This is a genomic window from Nocardia sp. NPDC004068 (assembly GCF_042874315.1).
GTDB lineage: Bacteria > Actinomycetota > Actinomycetes > Mycobacteriales > Mycobacteriaceae > Nocardia.
Genome location: NZ_JBIAMW010000002.1, coordinates 175,962 through 193,762, shown reverse-complemented (window position 1 = coordinate 193,762; position 17,801 = coordinate 175,962). Strand labels below are relative to the sequence as shown.

Here is a 17,801-nt window from a genome sequence, read left to right as displayed (position 1 = left end):
ACGCCCGCTGCCGCCGTGCCCGCGCGGTTGCGGTCACGGGTACGCCCGAAAGGTGCGCGCGCCGGGGCGATCCCGTGCCCGGCTACGCGTCGACCCGACCCTCGGCGGGCGCGGGCGATGCGGGCCGCGAGGTTCGCCGCCGGATAGCCGCAACGCCGACGGCGAGCGCGCCGACGACCACCAGCAGGCGTTCCGGCAGCGGGCCCAGCCGGGTGGCGGGGGTGGTGGCGTCGCGCAGCGGGAGCGTCGCCACGAGGGCGGCGGGGACGAACTGCTCGGTCTGCTGAGTGACCGTGCCGTCGGCGGCGATGATGGCGCTCACCCCGGTGGTGGCCGAAACGACCAGGGCGCGACCGTGTTCCACCGCGCGCACGCGGGACATGGCCAGCTGCTGATAGGTCATCTCGCTGCGGCCGAAGGTGGCGTTGTTGGTGGGCACGGTGAGGATCTGGGCGCCCGCGCGCAGGGAGTCCTCGAAGGCGCGGTCGAAGGCGACCTCGTAGCAGGTGGCCACGCCGATCGCGACGGGCGGACCGCCGCGGGCGGGCGTCGCGTGCACGACGCCGTCGCCGTGGCCTGGCACGAAATAGCCCGCGCGGTCGGCGTATTTCGAGAAGTGCCGGAAGAAGTCGCGATAGGGCAGGTACTCGCCGAAGGGCTGCACGATCTTCTTGTCGTGCCGCTCCCCCACCCGGTCGCCGTCCCACACCAGAACCGAATTGGTGGTGGTGTCGTCGTCGTTGACCAGGACCGCGCCGACCAGGATGGGCGCGTGGACGCGGCGGGAGACGGCGGTGATCTCCGCGGCCGCGTCGGAATTGCGCAAAGGGTCGATATCGGACGAATTCTCCGGCCAGATCACCACATCCGGCCGCGGCGCCTGCCCGGCGTCGATCGCACGGGCCAACTCCTCGGTGCGGCGGACGTGATTGTCGAGGACGGCGCGGCGCTGGGCGTTGAAGTCCAGGCCCAGGCGCGGCACGCTGCCCTGGATCGCGGCGACCGTGATCGGCCGGTTACCGTCGTCCGGGGCGGGCAGCGCGGCCCGGAGGATCACTCCGGTACCCGGGATGATAACCACAAGTGTTGCGACAGCGAAAATTCCGCGGCGCAGGCCGCGCGCGTCGCGACGGTACACGCGAATGGCCAAGGCGGCCAACAGGGTTCCGGTGAGCGCGACCGCGAAGCTCACCAGCGGCGCGCCGCCGAGCATCGCCAGCGGGAGATACCAGCCGTCGGCCTGCCCGAACGCCAGCCTGCCCCAGGGGAATCCGCCGAAGGGGAAGCTGGATCGTCCCCATTCGGTGAGCGACCACGCCGTCGCCACCCACAGCGGCCAGCCCGGCAGGCCGCCGACGAGCCGGGCCGCGAGCCCGAACAGTCCGACGTAGACCGCGCAGGCCGCGGAGAGTCCGAGCCACGGGACGGGGCCGACGTAGATTCCGGTCCACGGCAGCAGCGGGAGGAAGAAGGCCAGCCCGCCCAGCATGCCGTAGCCGAATCCGCCGCGCGGGCGACCCTCGCCGCGCACGGCGAGGGTGAGCAGCGTGATGCCCAGCGGGGCGAGATACCAGCAGGTGCGCGGCGGGAAGCTGGCGAAGATCAGCAGGCCCGCCGCGACGGACAGCAGGCTGCGGCCGAGGACGGGGTGGTGGGTCCAGAACCCGCGGATCGCGTCGATCGAATGTGCCCGCGTCCCGGACGAATCGGACTCACTCATCGCGGGCACTCGGGCGATCTCGGCACGCGGCCGATGCTACGGACCGTTGGTACATCCGTCCCATCGGGGTGTGAACAGTTCATGCCCGGTAGATCGTCTCGCCGCGGTGGACGGTGCGCAGGCAGGTCGGCAGGGGCGCGTCCGGATCGAGGCGGGGCAGGCCGGGCACGCGCGAACGCGGATCGGTGGACCAGCGCTGCACCGAATCCGAGGCGGCGGCGACCACCAATTCGCTTGCGTCCCAGATGGCGTACGAGGCGGGCGCGCCGGGGACGAGGGTGCCCGCGATGCCGTCGCGGACGCCGCCCGCCCGCCAGGCGCCCCGGGTGGCGGCGGCGAAGGCGGCGCGCGGGGAGAGGTGGTGGCCGGGGGTGCGGTGGTGGGCGGCGGCGCGCACGGCCGCCCAGGGGTCGAGGGCGGTGACGGGTGCGTCCGAGCCGATGGCCAGGGCGACGCCCGCGGCGGCCAGGGCGGAGAACGGGTTCAGCGCGGCGGCGCGGTCGGGGCCGAGGCGCTGGGCGTACATGCCGTCGGGGCCGCCCCAGGCGGCGTCGAAGCCGGGTTGCACGCTGGCGATGACGCCGAATTCGGCGAGTTTCGCGATCTGGTCGGCGTCGAGCAGTTCGGCGTGTTCGAGGCGGTGGCCGCGGGCGGCGACGGCGGGCGTGCCCAGTTCGGCGGCCACCCGCGAAAAGCCTTGCAGCACAGCGTCGATCGCGCCGTCACCGATGGCGTGGAAGCCGGCCTGCACGCCCGCTTCGGTGCAGGCGCGCACGTGGGCGGCGATGGCGTCGGCGTCGAGGTAGCCGACACCGGTGGTGTCGCGGTCGGCGTAGGGGGCGCGCAGCCAGGCGGTGTGCGAGCCGATCGAGCCGTCGACGAACAGGTCGCCCGCCAATCCGTGCACGCCCAGTTCCTTGGTCAGGGCGGCGGCCTCGCCCGCGTCGCGCACGGCTTCACCCCAGTAGGCGCGGACCTCGACGCCGTGGGGGAATTCGAGCAGTTCGGTGACGTCGGCGCGGCCGGAGATCTCCGGACCCGCGCATTCGTGGACGGCCACGACCCCGTGTGCGGCCGCGTGATCCAGCGCCGCGCGGCGGGCCCGGTCGCGCTGCGCGCGGTCCATTCGCTCGATCATGGCCTGCCGCACCAGATGATGGGCCTCGGCGCGCAGCGGTTCGCCGGGGGTGTAGCCGGTGGCGGAGCGCACCCGCGGCACGGCGTCGAGCATCGCGGTCGACACCACGGCCGAATGTGCGTCCACCCGAACGAGATACGCGAGCCTGCCCGCCCCCACGGCCGCGTCGATCTCCTCGCGCGTCGGCGGCCGACCCTCCGGCCAGCTCGTCTCGTCCCATCCCTGTCCGGTCAGCACCGCGTCGTCGTGCGCCGCCGCGTACTCCCGCACGAGTTCCAGACACTCCCCCAGCGACCCCGCCCCCGACAGATCCAACCCGATGAGCCGCAACCCCAACCCCGTCACATGCACATGCGGATCCACGAACCCCGGCGCCACGAACGCCCCATCCAACTCCACCACCTCGACCTCGGGATGCAACGCCCGCCCCGGCCGATCCGCCCCCACCCACACCACGATCCCATCACTGACCGCCATAGCCGTCGCATCCGGCGAACTCGAACTATGGATCCGACCCCCCACCAGCAACCGCGTACTCACCCCGCCGAGTCTGCCACCCCACCCCCACCACCCCACCCGCACCCCTTATTCGAATCCGCACCCGTTGTATAGCCCTGCAACGGGTGCGGATCCGAATAAAGGGTGCGGCTGGGTTGCCTGTCCACCTGGGTCGCCCAAGCATTCGGTGGGGTCAGTCTCACCCAATTCCCCGGGCGGGGGCACCAATCTGTTCTGATCCTCGGCGGGGGGCACCGATCTGTCTCTGATCCCCGGCCGGGGGCACCGATCAGTCCCTGATTCCCGGCCGGGCGCACCAATTTGTCCCTGCCCGGCCGAAGGCCGGGTAGGGCCGCTCAGTTCGCGTCGATGATGCGGTGGGCTCGGCCTTGGCCGTCGTCGTAGTACTCGTGGGTGACCGTGGCGTCGATGATGTCGCCGGTGGGGTCGATGACGACGCCGCGGTAGCGGGGGGAGGTGGCTAGGCGGGTGGCCTGGCGGGCGGCGAAGGCGGTGAGGAGGGGGCGGAGGAGGGCTCGGGTGGGGAGGAGGAACAGGAGGCCCGCCAGGGAGGTGAGGAGGCCGGGGACGAACATGAGGACGGCGCCGACCGCTACCAGGAAGCCGTCGGCCACGGCGGTGCCGGGGGCGATCTCGCCGCGGCTCGCGCGGCGGAACTGGTCGAAGACCTTGCGGCCTTGGGCGCGGACCAGGACGAGGCCCAGGCCGGAACCGAGGATGAGCAGCAGGATGGTGGGTACGACACCGAGGACGTGGCCGACCACGACCAGGGTGGCGACCTCGGCGACCAGATAGAGGGCGAACAGCAGGGCGGGCATGGCGGTCCTTTCGGCGACTCTCTACCCGATCCAACGCGCGGATGTCCGAATTTTCTCCCGCCCGGCCTGTGGGGTGACTGAGAATTCAGGCGCCGGGCCGCACGAGACCCGTCTCGTAGGCGAGCACCACCGCCTGCACCCGGTCGCGCAGATTCAGTTTGGTGAGCACCCGGCCCACGTGCGTCTTGACCGTCGCCTCGGACAGATACAGCTCGGCGGCGATCTCGGCGTTGGAGCGCCCGGCGGCGATCTGCTCGAGCACCTCGCGTTCGCGGGCGGTGAGCACATCGAGCACCGACGGATCGCGCATGCCGCCGGGGTCGTCGGCGATGAGCCGGTCCAGCAGCCGCTTGGTCACCTTCGGTGAGACCACCGCGTCCCCGGCGGCCACGCTGCGAATGGCCGAGATGAGGTCCTCGGGTGGCGTGTCCTTGAGCAGGAAGCCGCTCGCCCCGGCGCGCAGCGCGCCCAGCGCGTGCTCGTCCAGATCGAACGTCGTCATCACCAGAACCCTGCTGCCGCAACCGGATTCGAGGATCTGCGCGGTCGCGGTCACGCCGTCGACGACCGGCATCCGGACATCCATCAGCACCACGTCGGGCACGAGATCCACGGTGTGCCGCACGGCCGCCGCCCCGTTGTCGGCCTCGCCGATCACCTCGATGTCGGGATGCGCCCCGAGGACCATCTTCAGCCCGGCCCGCATCAGCTCCTGATCGTCGACGACGAGAACGGTGATCGGCACGCCCTCAATCTATCGGCCGCGCCAACGGGATGGTGGCACGCACCCGCCAACCGCCCTCGGGCCGCCGCCCCGCCTCGAGTGTGCCGCCGAGCACCGCGATCCGCTCCCGCATCCCGACCAGTCCCAGCCCGCTGCCGATGATCCCGCTGCGCGGACCCGCGGCCTCGGTGCCGCAGAGCGGACCGGAGTCGATCACCTCCACCAGGACGTCGTCGGCGCGGCGGCGCACTTTGACCCACGCGGTGGGATCGGTCCCCGCGTGCCGGAAGGTGTTGGTGAGCGACTCCTGCACGATGCGGTGCACACCGAGGCTCACCTCGGGTGTCACGTCGTCGAGTTCGCCGGTGAGTTCCAGTTCGACGGCCAGCCCGGCGTTGCGCATCATCTCCACGACCTTCGCCAGGCCCGCGGTGCCGTGCTGCGGGAGTTGTTCGGGGGCGTGCTCGGTCCGCAGCAGCGCGACCGTGCGGCGCAGTTCCCGCAGGGCGTCGCGCCCGGTCGCGGCGATGGTGGCCAGCGCTTGTTCGGCGGCGTCGGGGTCGCGGCGCAGGGCGTACTTCGCGCCGTCGGCCTGGACGACGATCACGCTCACCGCGTGCGCGACCACGTCGTGCAGTTCGCGGGCGATGCGAGTGCGTTCGACCGAAACCGCTTCGTGCGCACCGCGTTCCCGGTCGTAGTCGGCGACGGCCAGCCGCGCGGCGACCTCGCTGTCGTAAGCGTGTCGCGCGCCGAGGAATTCGGCCAGCGTCCAGCACAGCGCGTAGTACAGGGTCAGGAACGCGAGGGTCGAGCCGACCGGCTGATCGTCCAGCGTCACCGACAGCACCCCGTCGGCCGCCAGGCCCACCAGATAGACCAACCCGTCGCGACGACCCACGTAGGCGACCAACGTGTAGAGCATGATCCCCAGCGCCAGCAACGCCGGATACTCCGGCTCGCCGTGCAGCACCACATCGATCACCGTGACCGCGAGCGACAACGCCAGCATCGCCGCGGCCGCCGCCCGCGGATACACCCGGCGCAGCACCAGCGGCAGCGGAATCAGCACGCTCAGCGGCAGATCGATGTACGGGTGGGTGCTGGTGCGCCCGGACAGCACATCGATCACCAGCAGCGCGAAGGCCAGGATCGAATCGGCCACCACGGGTTTGCCGCGCAGCCAGAGACTGAATCGACGCACGGCCCCAGCCTATGCGCCGCGCCCGCCGCGCCGGGTTGTCCGGTGATTTGCCGGATTCCTCCGATGTCTGATTGTCTCGGCGGCGTGGATTTCGCGGACTGGGCGGCGCTGGTGTCGGCGGCGACCGCGGCGGGCTGGGTCGACGCGGTGGTCGGCGGCGGCGGGCTGATCATCCTGCCGACCCTGCTGCTGGTCGCCCCGACCCTGGCCCCGCAGACCGTGCTGGGCACCAACAAGCTCGCCGCGTTCTGCGGAACCAGCGCTGCGGCAGCCACTTTCGCGCGCCGGGTGCCGATGAACTGGCGCGTGCTGGTGCCGGGCGCGCTCGTCGCCGCGATCGCCTCGGCCGCGGGGTCGGCCGCGGTGGGACTGATCGAACGCCGGTTCTTCATCCCGATCGTGATGGTGGTGCTGGCCGCGGTGGCGCTCGTCGTGACGTTGCGGCCCTCGATCGGGGTCACCCTCGCCACGCATCCACCGACCCGGCGCAAGACGGTGCTGGTGGTGTTGCTCGCGGCGGGGCTGATCGGTTGTTACGACGGCCTGATCGGACCGGGCACCGGAACGTTCCTCATCATCGCGTTCGCCACGCTGCTGGGCACGGAGTTCGTGCGCGCGGCGGCAATGGCGAAGGTGATCAACTGCGGTTCCAATCTGGGCTCGCTGGTGCTGCTCGCGGCCACCGGGCACGTGCTGTGGGCGCTGGGCCTGGTGATGGCGATCGCGAATATCGCCGGGGCCGTGGTGGGTTCGCGCATGGCGCTGGCGCGCGGGGCCGGATTCGTGCGCGCGGTGCTGCTGATCGTGGTGGCGGCCATGGTGATTCGACTGGGCTGGCAGCAGTTCGGCTGAGTCAGCGCACCATCTCGGCGGTCATGTGCCGCCCCGAGGACAGCCAGGGCGCGAGGACGCGGGAGGTGGTCTCGCGAATCTTGTGGTGCAGCCGATCGCCGTCCTCGATGGCGTACCGGCCGGAGAACAACACGGTCAGCGCGCCCGACACCGCGCCCACGACCGCGCCGACCAACGCGGCCGCGCCGACCTCGTCGAGTTCGTCGGGGAACGCGGTGCGCAACTGCCGGGCGATCTCCTGCTGGGCGGCCAGCTGCGCGTGCGCGGCGCGGCCGCTCACCGCGGGCACCGTGCGCGAAACCTGCGCGCGCAGTACCGCGATGCGGGCGGCGAGATCGTCGCCGATGTGGTCGCCGGGGTTGTCCCCGGCCGCGCGTAAGGCGCGTAAGAGCACCTCGACGGGCCGTTCGTCCGGGCGCCGGGTGGCGATGGCGTGGACGGCGGCCTGCACCCGATCGTCGGGTTCGGGGAAGAGTAGCTCCTCTTTGCTCTCGAAGTAGTTGAAGAACGTGCGCGTGCCCACCTCGGCCGTCGCGGCGATGTCGGCGACGGTGGTCGCCTCGTAGCCACGGCGCTCGAACAGGTCGACGGCGGCCTCGAGGATGGCGCGACGGGTACGTTCTCGTTTACGGTCACGGAGTGCGGATGGCGGCACGCGGGCAGACAGTACGGCATGGATCGGCGAACACGCGGCAAGCTGCGTGTCGTGCGCGTTCTTCACCTTGTGCCAGGCCGCATTTCGTGCGGGTTTGCACTCGATGCCGGTTTGCACGGCGTGTCGCGCGGGCGCGGCCGCTCACCTGGCGTTCCGGTTGAACCCGACGTTCACCAGCGGTTAGCGTGTCCGGGGTGAGCATCGCTACCCGGGACGTGGACGAACAGTTCCGCGCGCTACCGCTGGCCGCGCTGGCCGACGCCGCGCTCGCCGCGGCGCGCGCCGCCGGTGCCGAACACGCCGATCTGCGCGTGCATCGGCTCGTCACCCAGTCGATCGCCCTGCGCGACGGCCGGGTCGAATCCGTCCACGACGCAACCGATCTGGGCTTCGCGGTGCGCGTGATCGTCGACGGCACCTGGGGTTTCGCCTCGCACGCGGATCTGACCCCCGCGACGGCCGCCGACGTGGCGCGCCGGGCCGTGGCGGTCGCGACCACGCTGCGCGCGTTGAACCGCGAGCGGGTGGAGCTGGCCGCGGAGCCCGCCTACGCCGACGCGTCGTGGGTCTCGTCGTACGCGATCGATCCGTTCGCGGTGCCGACCCGCGAGAAAGTGGCGCTGCTACAGGACTATTCGGAGCGGCTGTCGGCCGCCGACGGCGTCGATCACGTCACCGCGTCGGTGTATCAGGTCAAGGAGCAGGTCTTCTACGCCGACACCGCCGGTTCGTCGATCACCCAGCAACGGGTGCGGGTCTATCCGCAACTGGAGGCGGTGACGGTCGATCCGGCGGCGGGGCGGTTCGAGACGATGCGCACGCTGGCCGCCCCGGCCGGGCGCGGCTGGGAGTACGTCACCGGCGCGGACGGGGTGTGGGACTGGCCGGGCGAACTCGCGCGGATCCCGGAGTGGCTGGCCGAGAAGGTCAAGGCGCCCACCGTCGAACCCGGCCCGACCGATCTGGTCATCGATCCGACGAATCTGTGGCTGACCATTCACGAATCCATCGGTCACGCCACCGAATACGACCGGGCCATCGGCTACGAATCCGCCTACGCCGGAACGTCGTTCGCCACGCCCGACAAGCTGGGCACGCTGCGCTACGGCACCCCGATCATGCATGTCACCGGGGACCGGACCGAGGAATTCGGCCTGGCCACGGTCGGTTTCGACGACGAGGGCGTGGCCGGGCAGCGCTGGGATCTCATCCGCGACGGGGTCCTGGTGGGCTATCAGCTCGATCGGGTGTTCGCGCCCCGGCTCGGGCTGGACCGCTCCAACGGCTGCTCCTACGCCGACTCCGCGCACCACGTGCCCATCCAGCGCATGGCCAATGTCTCGCTGCGGCCCGACCCGGCGCGCGACACCAGCACCGAGGAGCTGATCGCGGGAGTCGAGGACGGCCTCTACATCGTCGGCGACAAGTCCTGGTCGATCGATATGCAGCGCTACAACTTCCAGTTCACCGGCCAGCGATTCTATCGAATTCGCAACGGGCGCTTGGCCGGTCAGGTGCGCGACGTCGCCTATCAGGCCACCACCACCGACTTCTGGGGCGCGATGGAGGCCGTCGGCGGCCCGTCGACGTGGGTGCTGGGCGGCGCGTTCAACTGCGGTAAGGCCCAACCCGGCCAGGTCGCCGCGGTCAGCCACGGCTGCCCGTCGGTGCTGGTGCGGGGGGTCAATGTGCTCAACACTCAGGCGGAGGCGGGGCGATGACGATTCCACACGGTGGTGCGGTGGTGGAACGCGCGCTGGCGGCCGCGCGCGCGGACGAGACGATCGTGATCGTGACCGACGCGCACGAGGCGTCGCTGCGCTGGGCCGGAAACTCCATGACCACCAACGGTTCCTCGGTGTCGCGGCAGTGGGCGGTCGTATCGATCCTGCGGGCGGGACCGAACCATGCCCGGGTCGGCAGCGTGAGCTCGACCAGCGTCGACCCCGACGACATCGCGGCCGTGGTCCGCGCCGCCGAGGCCGCCGCCGCCGACGCCGAACCCGCGCGCGACGCCATGCCGCTGCTGGAGACCGGGCTCGCGGCGCCGGACTGGGCGGACGCGGCGGCCACCACCGGCATCGAGGTCTTCACCGACCTCGCCCGCGATCTGGCCATCGGATTCGAGGCCGCGGACCGCCTCTACGGCTTCGCCCACCACCAGCTGCACACCACCTGGCTGGGCACCTCGACCGGTATCCGCAGCCGCTGGACCCAGCCCACCGGATCGATCGAGATCAACGGCAAGCGCGGCGATCCCGACTCGGGGGCCAGCGCGTGGGTGGGCGCGGGCACGCTCGATTTCACCGACGTCGACACCGCGGCCCTGCTGGGCGAGCTGACCAAACGCCTCGACTGGTGCAAGCACCGCGTCGAGTTGCCCGCCGGGCGGTACGAGACCCTGCTGCCGCCCTCGGCGGTGGCGGATCTGATGATCGACATGGTGTGGTCGATGGAGGGCCGGGGCGCGCACGAGGGGCACACCGCGTTCGCCCGCGCGGGCGGCACGCGAATCGGCGAGCGGCTCAGCGACATTCCGCTCACCCTGTACTCCGATCCGTCGGCCGCCGGACTGGAGTATCGCCCGTTCGTCGCGACCAGCGCGTCCTCGGAGTCGGTGTCGGTGTTCGACAACGGGCTGCCCGCCGAGCGGGTCGACTGGATCCGCGAGGGGGCCGTGTCCTCGCTCATCTATCCGCGCGCGATCGCCGCCGAATACGACGCGCCCGTCACGGCTCCCGGCGAGAACCTGCTCATGACGGGCGGTTCGGACGCGACGCTCGACGATCTGGTCGCCCGCACCGAACGCGGGTTGCTGCTGACGTGCCTGTGGTACATCCGCGAGGTCGATCCGGCGACGCTGCTGCTCACCGGGTTGACCCGGGACGGGGTGTATCTGGTCGAGAACGGCACGGTCAGCGCGGCGGTGAACAACTTCCGTTTCAACGAGAGTCCGGTGGACCTGTTGCGCCGGGTCACCGAGGCCGGGGCCACCGAGGTCACCCTGCCGCGCGAGTGGAAGGACTGGTTCACCCGAACGGCCATGCCGCCCTTGCGGATTCCGGACTTCCACATGTCCTCGGTCAGCCGGGCCACCTGAGCGCGGCTGCTGAACGGTAACTCGCGGGCACGGATTCGGGCCGAACCGCCCCGGGGGACGGGTGCGGCTCGATACGATTCGAGAGGTGCGCCCACTCGTCGTTCGGGCCCGCGTCCTCGGGGCGGGTCCGCGGTGACCACGCCACCGCCGCGCAAACCGGATCACTCCCGGGAACCCGAGTCGATCCGGGCCTGGTTGTGCGCCCTGGAATCCGAGGCCGGCACGGGCTTCCACATCGAACGGGAACTCCGCCCGCCCTACGGCTGGAATCTCGTCGAGGAGGAGTCCGGGTCCGTGGTGTGCACCGGCAGCCTCGACAAACTCGACGAGTGGCTGCACAAGTGCCGCCCCGACGACCGCTGACTACGCCGCGCGCGGGCGCAGCCGGACCACGACCGTGCCGCGGGCGACGGCCGCGTGCAGCTGTTCGCGGTTGACGCCGCCGTCCGGATTCAGTTCGATGCCCGCGAACCGGCCGTGGGTCGGGTTGTGGCTCAGGATGATTCGGTACGGCTCCACCAGGGCCTCCTCATCGGAGATCACCTCCCAGTCCGCGAGCAGCGTGCGCCCGCGCCAGGTGATGCGCACGGGCTCGCCGGGTTGCAGATTGCGCCGCCATCCCGCCGCGGTGCCCACCAGCAGCGCGCCGTCGTGTTCGGCGTAGCCCACCGGATTGGCGTAGACGCGTCCGGTCTTGCGGCCGACGACGGTGACGATCATGAGCTTCCCGCTGAGCGCCCGGTGCAGCGGCGACCGCAGCAGGGCCCGCATGACGGAGTCGACGAGGGATTGGGCGCGCAGCCTGCTCGGCGGGGTCGTGGTCGGACTGGTCATCGACGAACACCTCCATTTACTGAGTAGATACTCAAAAAATACGGGGCAGTACGGCATACTGCAATAGTTCGACGAGGGTGAAGGAGACGATGTGACACCTCGGGGCCGCCCGCGCACGGGTGTGCGCGAGGCCGTGATCGACAGCGCGCAGCGGTTGCTGACCGAATCCGGGGTGGCCCGCCTGTCGACCAAGGAGGTCGCCGCGCGCGCCGGGGTCGCCGAATCGAGCATCTTCTATCACTTCGGTGATCGAATGGGGTTGCTGCACGCGGTGATCCAGCAGCATCTGCGGCCGTTGAAGGAGATGCTCGGCGAGCGTTCCGGCGCGGCCGACCTGCGCGCGGATCTGCTGGCGCTGGTGGCGACGCTCGAGGAGTTCTTCCTGGCGGCGATTCCGATCATGGCCGCGATCCTGTCCGACGCCGAACTGCGCGCGACCTACGAGACACGCAGCCGCGACCTGGATCTGGGACCGCATCGGGCGGTGGACGCGGTGCTCGCCCAGCTCGCCCCGGACGCGGCCGAACTGCGGCCCGCCGCGCTGCTGCTGGTCGGGGCGGCGCATCAGCGGGCACTGCAACGGCACCTCAGCCCGCCCGCGGCCCTGTCGGCGCTGCCGTCCGCCGACGCCGTCGTCGACGCGGCGCTACCCCTGTTCACCCCCGATCCGCGCCGGTGATCGATCCGCGCATCGGCTGTCGCGACCGGCGCGCGTGTGACAGAATCGCCCCACCGGTTCGATCGCGACGCCTGCCGGGCCGCGGATTCCGCGGATATCGTGCGCGAATGCCTTGTCGCCCAAGGGGTTCGGAACTCCGCCGATATCGACGGGAACCGCGAGGGCCCCGGACGCGTCCAAGCGAACGCAGGGAACACAGTCGAGCGGGGACAGCATGCAACACAGCGGCGGTTTCGGTCCTTTGATCGAACAGGCCAGGGCGGGGGCGGTTTCGCTGAAGGCCGATCCGGAGGCGTTCCTCGCGCTGGACCGCGCGATGCGCAAGCGCAAGTCCGATATCGAGGCCATTCAGCGGCTCACTCGTTCGGTGGCGCAACACGAGTCGTGGGGGCTGGGCGAACAGGCCAGCGTGCTCACCTCGGCGCAGGCGATGGTGCGGCGGTTCCGGGAGAAGGCCGCGGGCGGTCCGGCCAGCGCGACCGAGACCTTGCAGAGCCACTGGCAGGTCGCCGACGAACTCCAGACGCTGTTCCGCGCGATCCGGGAACGCCTGGAGCAGACCGACGCCGACTTCGCCGCCCGCATCCGCGCCGCCGAGGCCGCCCAGCAGACCGGGGAACTGGCATGACCGAGTACGACCAGCCCGCCGTCACCGATCCCGAGAACGTCGACGCCCTCACCCATCGCCAGATCTACGACGCCTTCCAGACCGTCGCCGACCGCAGCTCCGACGTGGTGGGCACGTGGACCCAGGCGCACAGCCAGTGGCGCGATTCGACCGACGAGATGTTGCGCGCGGTGCGCGGTGCGGTCGACGGCAAGTGGACCGGCACGGCGGCGGAGACGGCCGTCACCTCGTTGTCCGGGTACGCGCAGCACGCCGGGCAATTGGGCGAGCTGTTCGAGCAGACCGGGCAGGCCGTCGCCACCACGGCCCAGGCCGCGCTGACGACCAAGTCCTACATCCCCGAACCGCAGACCCCGACCGCCGACCCGAAGCAGGATCCGACGGGTTACGACACCCAGTCGCGGGCGGCGCAGAAGGCGCAGGACGACGCGCGGCAGGTGATGTTGCAGCGGTACGTCATTCCGTTCACGGATCAGTCCGGGAAGTTGCCGACGTTTCCGGCGGCGATGGAGGTGGGGTCCGGGGCGGCCGCGGCGACGGGGGATTCGGTCAGTTCGCTGTCGGGGAGTGGGGTGGGCGAGGATTCGCCGGTGGCGGCCGGGTCCGTGTCCGGGATTCCGCGGAACGGGGCCGATTCCGCGTCGACCGGCTCGGACATTCCGGCGCACGGATCGATCACGACCGCCTCGTACACGACGGGTCAACTGGCGCACGGCGATTCGTCACCGGTCCTCCCGGCGTCCTACACGCCGTCGGACAAGCCCGGCGGATCACACAGCGACGGCTTGTGGTCCCCTCCTGCCGACGAGGCCCACGGCACCCCGGCATCGGCCACGGCACCCCCTGCCCAAGAGCCGACCCTCCCCCAGCCCCACACCTCTCCCCTACCCCAGAGCACGACCGCCTCGCTTCCTCCCGAAACCCTCACGGCCACAGACAACGTCGCCCCGCCCGCCACCCTCCCCTCCTCGGCCCCCGCCCTTCCGGTCACCGACCACAACGCCCCCGCACCCCAACCACACACCGCCACTCCGCCCCCGACCACCCCTCCAACCCCGAATACACCCACATCCCACGGCCTCCCCGCTCCAGCACCGAGCACCCCTGGCCCCTCCTCGCCACCGAGCGCGCCCGCGCCGGGAGGCAGCACGTTCACTCCCACCCCGGCCACACCGAATCCCGCACTACCGCACACACCCACAGCACCGAACGCGCCCGGGCCGAACACCTTCGCCCCCACCCCGAGTACACCGAATCCGTCGCTACCCCATACACCCGCCACACCGAATGCGCCCGGGGGCAATGCCCCCACCCTGGGCACACCGAATCCGTCGTTGCCGCAGACACCCGCGACACCGAATTCGCCTGGGGCCAATACATTCGCCCCCACCCCGAATCCGTCGCTACCGCACACACCCGCGACACCGAGTGCGCCCGGGAGCAGTACCTTCGCCCCCGCGCCGAGCCCCTCGATCCCGCAGACGCCCTCGACACCGAATGCGCTCGGGGCCAACACGTTCGCTCCCGCGCCGAGCCCAGCGAGCCCCGTGGTGCCGCACTCGCCCGCCGCGCCGGACATGCCTGCGCCACAGAGCAATACACCCGCCCCGGGGCCGGGCCTGTCTTCCCATACGCCCAGTTCACCGGTTTCGCCTGGGCCGCAGGCTAATTCGGTCGCGCCCACCCCAGTTCCATCGGGGCCGCAAACGCCTGTCGCGCCCGCGCCGAGTCCTTCTGCCCCGCAGACGCCCATCGCGCCGGGTCCCCAGAGTGGTCCGGCTCCGAGTGCGCCCGCTCCCTCGGGTTCCTCGGTGCAGGGCGGGGCGAGCGGATCATCGGGGTCGCCCGGTGCGCCGAGTTCGGGAGGTGGCGGGTCGGCTCCGCAGACGAATGCGCCTGCGGGACCGGGGCTTTCGGCTCCGCGTCATGCGCCTTTCGTGCCGGTGCCACAAGGGGGTGTGGTGCCGCATGTTCCGTCGCTTCCGGTTCCGGATGGTGGGGCGCCCCCGGCCGGGGGTGGATCTCCGGCACCGGGCGGGGCCGCGCCGCACGCCCAGGTACCACCGAATCAGGGTGGCGTACCCGGACCTTCGCCCGGGGCGGGCCACGGAGCCGATTCGACGCGGCCGAATCTTCCGCCCGCGCCCCACGTTTCGCCCGATCCGGCGCGGCCCGGCACTCCGCCGCCCGCGCCCCACGGCTCGCCGGATTCGGCGCGCCCCGGCACCCCGCCGCCCGCACCGCCGAAGCCGGTTCCCCCTGCGCCGCTGGCGAATACGCCCGAGCCGCCGCCGACTGGGGAGGCGGTCGGGGTGGAGGAGCCCGTCGACATCATGCCGGAGGCCGGGCCCGCGGCGGCGGGGGTTATCGGGGCCGCGGCGGTGCATGCCGCCGATGATGTTCCGCCGGCACAGTCCGATGAGCATCGGATGCCGCGGATTCGCGTGCGGTTCACGGGGGATCGGGATCGGATGGGCCGGAAGTACGAGGGACGACGGGAGACCTCGGGGGCGGATCCGGGTAAGGATCAGAACGTCCCACCGACGATCGGCGAGTAGCGATGGCAACCTGGTCGTTCGATATGGAGGAGTTCGCGGCGCTCTGGTACGGCCCGGCCAACGATCGCATGCTCTATCCGCTCGACTATCTGTCCAGGTTCAGCCACGTCAACGAGCGCGACGAGTTCTGGGCTCGGGTGCGCGCGGAGTACTCCGAGCACGGCCGCCTCGGCTGGAACGAGGCCGACCTGCTGCGGCGGGCGTTCACCGTCCTCACGGCCCCGGAGGCGTGGGCCGAAATACACGGCGTCTCCGACGAATTCGGCCCGTTGCGCGTCGCCGCGGCCCGCCACGACCGCCACGCCGCCCTCGCCGTCCAGTTCACCCGCGACCCCCGCATCGAACTCACCATCACCACCGCCGAACAACTCCCCGCCCGCCTCCTCGGCCACCTCCCCCCGACCCCGCCCGGCACCCTCCCCGCCGAGGCCTTCGTAGCCGCCGACCTCTACCCCGAGAACCAACCCACCCTGCACTACCCCGGCGACTCCACCCCCCTCCAGCGCTACCGCCGCCTGGTCCGCCGCCCCGCCACCGGAGCGGGCGTCATCACCGTCTTCCGCGGCCCCCGCCACGTCGGCAACCGCCAACCCCGCAAGGTCGGCACGGTCCGCTGGTACGACATCGAGAACGACGGCCGCTACCTCGAAACCGGCACCCGCACCCTCACCGTCCGCCCCGCCGAACCCCCCACCCTCCAAGCCGCCCTCACCCGCCTCCTCGACCACGCCCTCACCGAATACCACGAATACATCGAGGACACAACGACTTTCCCCGCCTCCCTCCCCACCCCGGTAACCCGCCACCCCTGATTCAATGCCCTGCGCGATAAGTGGCGTACCGCTCGTGCTCATAACTGCCGAAGGAGCCGGGAACCGTGTGCACGGGCAGCTCCGTGAAGTCCACGATGCCGACGTCCGCGTAGTCTCGGCTGTCGGGATAGAACGTCTTGGTCATATGGAATCTCTCGCCGGGAGCGCACGTAACGGTGATACGGCCGGGGACCGCGTATTGCCGCATCGGTGGCGTATGGTCCCCGTACATCGACCTGCCGGGCGCGTAGTCCCCGAATTCCACGGTCGTTTTCGAGCAGATCCGGGTGCCGGTGGGGCGAGCGTCGACCAGGACCCCGCTGTAGCGCCCGTTCGGGCCGATGAATCCGTAGAACTGACTGGACCCGCCGTCGGGCTCCATGACATCGGTCCATTCCCACCCGCGCCACGACGTGCCCGGATCGAGCTGACTGCCGATCAGGCTGGGGAACAGGCTCATTCGCCAATATTCGCCGCGCCAGCCGGTGACATCGATGGTGCGGCCGTTCATCGTGACGCTGCCGGTCACCCGACTGTTGATCACGGCGTCGACATCCGTGGGTTCGGTGCCGTCCCCGTCGACGGGAACCCGATAGAAGGAGCCGGGCACGGGATGGTCCGCGGTGAAGTCGGCCGAGGCGAGCGGGGACCGGGCCATTACGTGCCAGCTGTTCGACGTGGGAACGTAATCGATGGCGAAACTGGGTGACCGTATTCCGGGTTCGCTGTCGACCCGCGCCCACTCCGGCCAAATACCGCCGGGGCCAACGTCTTTCAGCGTCAGCGACCCGTTGCCGAACGGGAATTGCGGCGTGGTCGCGTTGGCCTCGTCCACGATGGCCCAGACGAACGGGTTGCTCTGTCCGATGCGGCGGGGTGCGGGCCAGAGGGCCGCACCGATCGATGAAGTCACCCACTACCGACTGAACCGTCCGACTAGCTCAGCCCAATCGATCCACGCTTCGCCTACTCCGGGCCGTTCAGCCTGCAGCAGCGGTGGGCAGCCGAGATGGAGGCATGTGGTGGCTGCGCTGGCGAATTCGGACGTCGTTTATCGTGACGGTGGCGCGCTACTAGATCGTCAAGCCCGCCTCGTCACGTACGATGACCTCGTCGCGACCGAGGTCGTCCGAATTGCTCGATCACGTTCGCGGTGTTCAACAGCCGCCAAACGTACGAGGGGTACCACTGCGGCCGACCCGCTGCGGTGGGCGTGCCTTCCTCGTTGAGGATCCGGCAGATAGCGCGATACCCGATGCCGCTGTGATGCATGGCGACGATCCGGAGGAGTACCTCGTCAGGACAGCAGCGAGGCCGCCCACGCCGACGAGCGGAGGTCATTTCCGACGTCCTCGGCCGCGCCGCCGACTATGCCTCTCCGAGAACTGGCTGGACCGTAGAACGATGCACATCAGTCGCAGTAGAGCGTCAAGAATGATCTCCAGGAGCCGGATCGCGTTGCTACGGAGGCATTTCGGTCCAAACAGAGCTACACACGCCGCCAGCGACGCCAACACCGTCAGCGCGATCAACGGTGTCAGGAGCAGAAAGCTGACTACG

At 70.7% G+C, this 17,801-nt stretch carries 19 protein-coding genes; 8 read left to right on the top strand and 11 right to left on the bottom strand.

The window, feature by feature from the left end; all coding sequences use genetic code 11:
- Positions 1 to 82: 82 nt before the first annotated feature.
- From lnt to ACFYTQ_RS05010, 5 genes are all read right to left on the bottom strand, one after another.
- Positions 83 to 1,720 (bottom strand): apolipoprotein N-acyltransferase, encoded by a 1,638-nt coding sequence (gene lnt, locus ACFYTQ_RS05030; RefSeq protein ID WP_387357342.1) that lies wholly within the window; start codon positions 1,718 to 1,720, stop codon positions 83 to 85.
- A gap of 79 nt (positions 1,721 to 1,799) precedes the next feature.
- On the bottom strand, positions 1,800 to 3,398 hold the full coding sequence (locus ACFYTQ_RS05025; RefSeq protein ID WP_387357341.1) for an amidohydrolase: 1,599 nt from the start codon (positions 3,396 to 3,398) through the stop codon (positions 1,800 to 1,802).
- A 314-nt stretch (positions 3,399 to 3,712) separates the two neighbouring features.
- Positions 3,713 to 4,195: an FxsA family protein gene (locus ACFYTQ_RS05020; protein ID WP_387357340.1), complete on the bottom strand. Its 483-nt coding sequence runs from the start codon at positions 4,193 to 4,195 to the stop codon at positions 3,713 to 3,715.
- An 85-nt stretch (positions 4,196 to 4,280) separates the two neighbouring features.
- Positions 4,281 to 4,940, bottom strand: coding sequence for a response regulator (locus ACFYTQ_RS05015; protein WP_387357339.1), 660 nt, complete (start codon positions 4,938 to 4,940; stop codon positions 4,281 to 4,283).
- A 4-nt stretch (positions 4,941 to 4,944) separates the two neighbouring features.
- Positions 4,945 to 6,123, bottom strand: coding sequence for a sensor histidine kinase (locus tag ACFYTQ_RS05010; protein WP_387357338.1), 1,179 nt, complete (start codon positions 6,121 to 6,123; stop codon positions 4,945 to 4,947).
- 84 nt (positions 6,124 to 6,207) lie between these two features.
- Between ACFYTQ_RS05010 and ACFYTQ_RS05005 the strand changes: the two genes are divergently transcribed.
- Positions 6,208 to 6,975, top strand: coding sequence for a TSUP family transporter (locus ACFYTQ_RS05005; protein ID WP_387357936.1), 768 nt, complete (start codon positions 6,208 to 6,210; stop codon positions 6,973 to 6,975).
- Position 6,976: 1 nt separating this feature from the next.
- On the opposite strand, the gene ACFYTQ_RS05000 is transcribed toward ACFYTQ_RS05005, so the two are convergent.
- Entirely contained in the window at positions 6,977 to 7,630 is a 654-nt protein-coding gene (locus ACFYTQ_RS05000; RefSeq protein ID WP_387357337.1) for a TetR/AcrR family transcriptional regulator, read from the bottom strand.
- A 194-nt stretch (positions 7,631 to 7,824) separates the two neighbouring features.
- Between ACFYTQ_RS05000 and ACFYTQ_RS04995 the strand changes: the two genes are divergently transcribed.
- From ACFYTQ_RS04995 to ACFYTQ_RS04985, 3 genes are all read left to right on the top strand, one after another.
- Positions 7,825 to 9,351, top strand: a complete 1,527-nt coding sequence (locus ACFYTQ_RS04995; protein WP_387357336.1) for a TldD/PmbA family protein — start codon at positions 7,825 to 7,827, stop codon at positions 9,349 to 9,351.
- Complete coding sequence (locus ACFYTQ_RS04990) at positions 9,348 to 10,730, top strand: metallopeptidase TldD-related protein (protein WP_387357335.1); 1,383 nt, start codon at positions 9,348 to 9,350, stop codon at positions 10,728 to 10,730. Before ACFYTQ_RS04995 ends, ACFYTQ_RS04990 begins: the two co-directional genes overlap by 4 nt.
- Positions 10,731 to 10,862: 132 nt before the next feature.
- A complete protein-coding gene (locus ACFYTQ_RS04985) occupies positions 10,863 to 11,093 on the top strand; it encodes a hypothetical protein (RefSeq protein ID WP_387357334.1) in 231 nt (76 codons plus the stop codon).
- Here ACFYTQ_RS04985 and ACFYTQ_RS04980 read toward each other — a convergent pair whose 3' ends face one another.
- On the bottom strand, positions 11,094 to 11,564 hold the full coding sequence (locus ACFYTQ_RS04980; RefSeq protein WP_387357333.1) for a nitroreductase/quinone reductase family protein: 471 nt from the start codon (positions 11,562 to 11,564) through the stop codon (positions 11,094 to 11,096). It lies immediately after the preceding gene.
- Between the two features lie 91 nt (positions 11,565 to 11,655).
- On the opposite strand from ACFYTQ_RS04980, the gene ACFYTQ_RS04975 reads away from it, so the two are divergent.
- A complete protein-coding gene (locus ACFYTQ_RS04975) occupies positions 11,656 to 12,243 on the top strand; it encodes a TetR/AcrR family transcriptional regulator (RefSeq protein ID WP_387357332.1) in 588 nt (195 codons plus the stop codon).
- 214 nt (positions 12,244 to 12,457) lie between these two features.
- Entirely contained in the window at positions 12,458 to 12,871 is a 414-nt protein-coding gene (locus ACFYTQ_RS04970; RefSeq protein ID WP_387357331.1) for a hypothetical protein, read from the top strand.
- A 64-nt stretch (positions 12,872 to 12,935) separates the two neighbouring features.
- On the opposite strand, the gene ACFYTQ_RS04965 is transcribed toward ACFYTQ_RS04970, so the two are convergent.
- Positions 12,936 to 13,199, bottom strand: a complete 264-nt coding sequence (locus ACFYTQ_RS04965) for a hypothetical protein (RefSeq protein ID WP_387357330.1) — start codon at positions 13,197 to 13,199, stop codon at positions 12,936 to 12,938.
- A 144-nt stretch (positions 13,200 to 13,343) separates the two neighbouring features.
- Positions 13,344 to 13,550: a hypothetical protein gene (locus ACFYTQ_RS04960; protein WP_387357329.1), complete on the bottom strand. Its 207-nt coding sequence runs from the start codon at positions 13,548 to 13,550 to the stop codon at positions 13,344 to 13,346.
- Positions 13,551 to 15,183: 1,633 nt separating this feature from the next.
- On the opposite strand from ACFYTQ_RS04960, the gene ACFYTQ_RS04955 reads away from it, so the two are divergent.
- Both ACFYTQ_RS04955 and ACFYTQ_RS04950 read left to right on the top strand, forming a co-directional pair.
- Complete coding sequence (locus tag ACFYTQ_RS04955; protein ID WP_387357328.1) at positions 15,184 to 15,429, top strand: hypothetical protein; 246 nt, start codon at positions 15,184 to 15,186, stop codon at positions 15,427 to 15,429.
- A gap of 2 nt (positions 15,430 to 15,431) precedes the next feature.
- Complete coding sequence (locus tag ACFYTQ_RS04950) at positions 15,432 to 16,241, top strand: ESX secretion-associated protein EspG (RefSeq protein ID WP_387357327.1); 810 nt, start codon at positions 15,432 to 15,434, stop codon at positions 16,239 to 16,241.
- 1 nt (position 16,242) lies between these two features.
- On the opposite strand, the gene ACFYTQ_RS04945 is transcribed toward ACFYTQ_RS04950, so the two are convergent.
- Both ACFYTQ_RS04945 and ACFYTQ_RS04940 read right to left on the bottom strand, forming a co-directional pair.
- Positions 16,243 to 17,154, bottom strand: coding sequence for a hypothetical protein (locus tag ACFYTQ_RS04945; protein WP_387357326.1), 912 nt, complete (start codon positions 17,152 to 17,154; stop codon positions 16,243 to 16,245).
- 182 nt (positions 17,155 to 17,336) lie between these two features.
- Positions 17,337 to 17,582, bottom strand: a complete 246-nt coding sequence (locus ACFYTQ_RS04940) for a recombinase family protein (protein WP_387357325.1) — start codon at positions 17,580 to 17,582, stop codon at positions 17,337 to 17,339.
- Positions 17,583 to 17,801 lie beyond the last annotated feature (219 nt).

What these genes read in the sequence shown, in the direction of transcription:
- ACFYTQ_RS04990 (WP_387357335.1), top strand. Translation starts at nt 9,348, where the DNA reads ATGACGATTCCACACGGTGGTGCGGTGGTGGAACGCGCGCTGGCGGCC.
- ACFYTQ_RS04970 (WP_387357331.1), top strand. Translation starts at nt 12,458, where the DNA reads ATGCAACACAGCGGCGGTTTCGGTCCTTTGATCGAACAGGCCAGGGCG.
- ACFYTQ_RS05020 (WP_387357340.1), bottom strand. Translation starts at nt 4,195, where the DNA reads ATGCCCGCCCTGCTGTTCGCCCTCTATCTGGTCGCCGAGGTCGCCACC.
- ACFYTQ_RS04940 (WP_387357325.1), bottom strand. Translation starts at nt 17,582, where the DNA reads ATGACCTCCGCTCGTCGGCGTGGGCGGCCTCGCTGCTGTCCTGACGAG.
- ACFYTQ_RS04980 (WP_387357333.1), bottom strand. Translation starts at nt 11,564, where the DNA reads ATGACCAGTCCGACCACGACCCCGCCGAGCAGGCTGCGCGCCCAATCC.
- ACFYTQ_RS04950 (WP_387357327.1), top strand. Translation starts at nt 15,432, where the DNA reads ATGGCAACCTGGTCGTTCGATATGGAGGAGTTCGCGGCGCTCTGGTAC.
- lnt (WP_387357342.1), bottom strand. Translation starts at nt 1,720, where the DNA reads ATGAGTGAGTCCGATTCGTCCGGGACGCGGGCACATTCGATCGACGCG.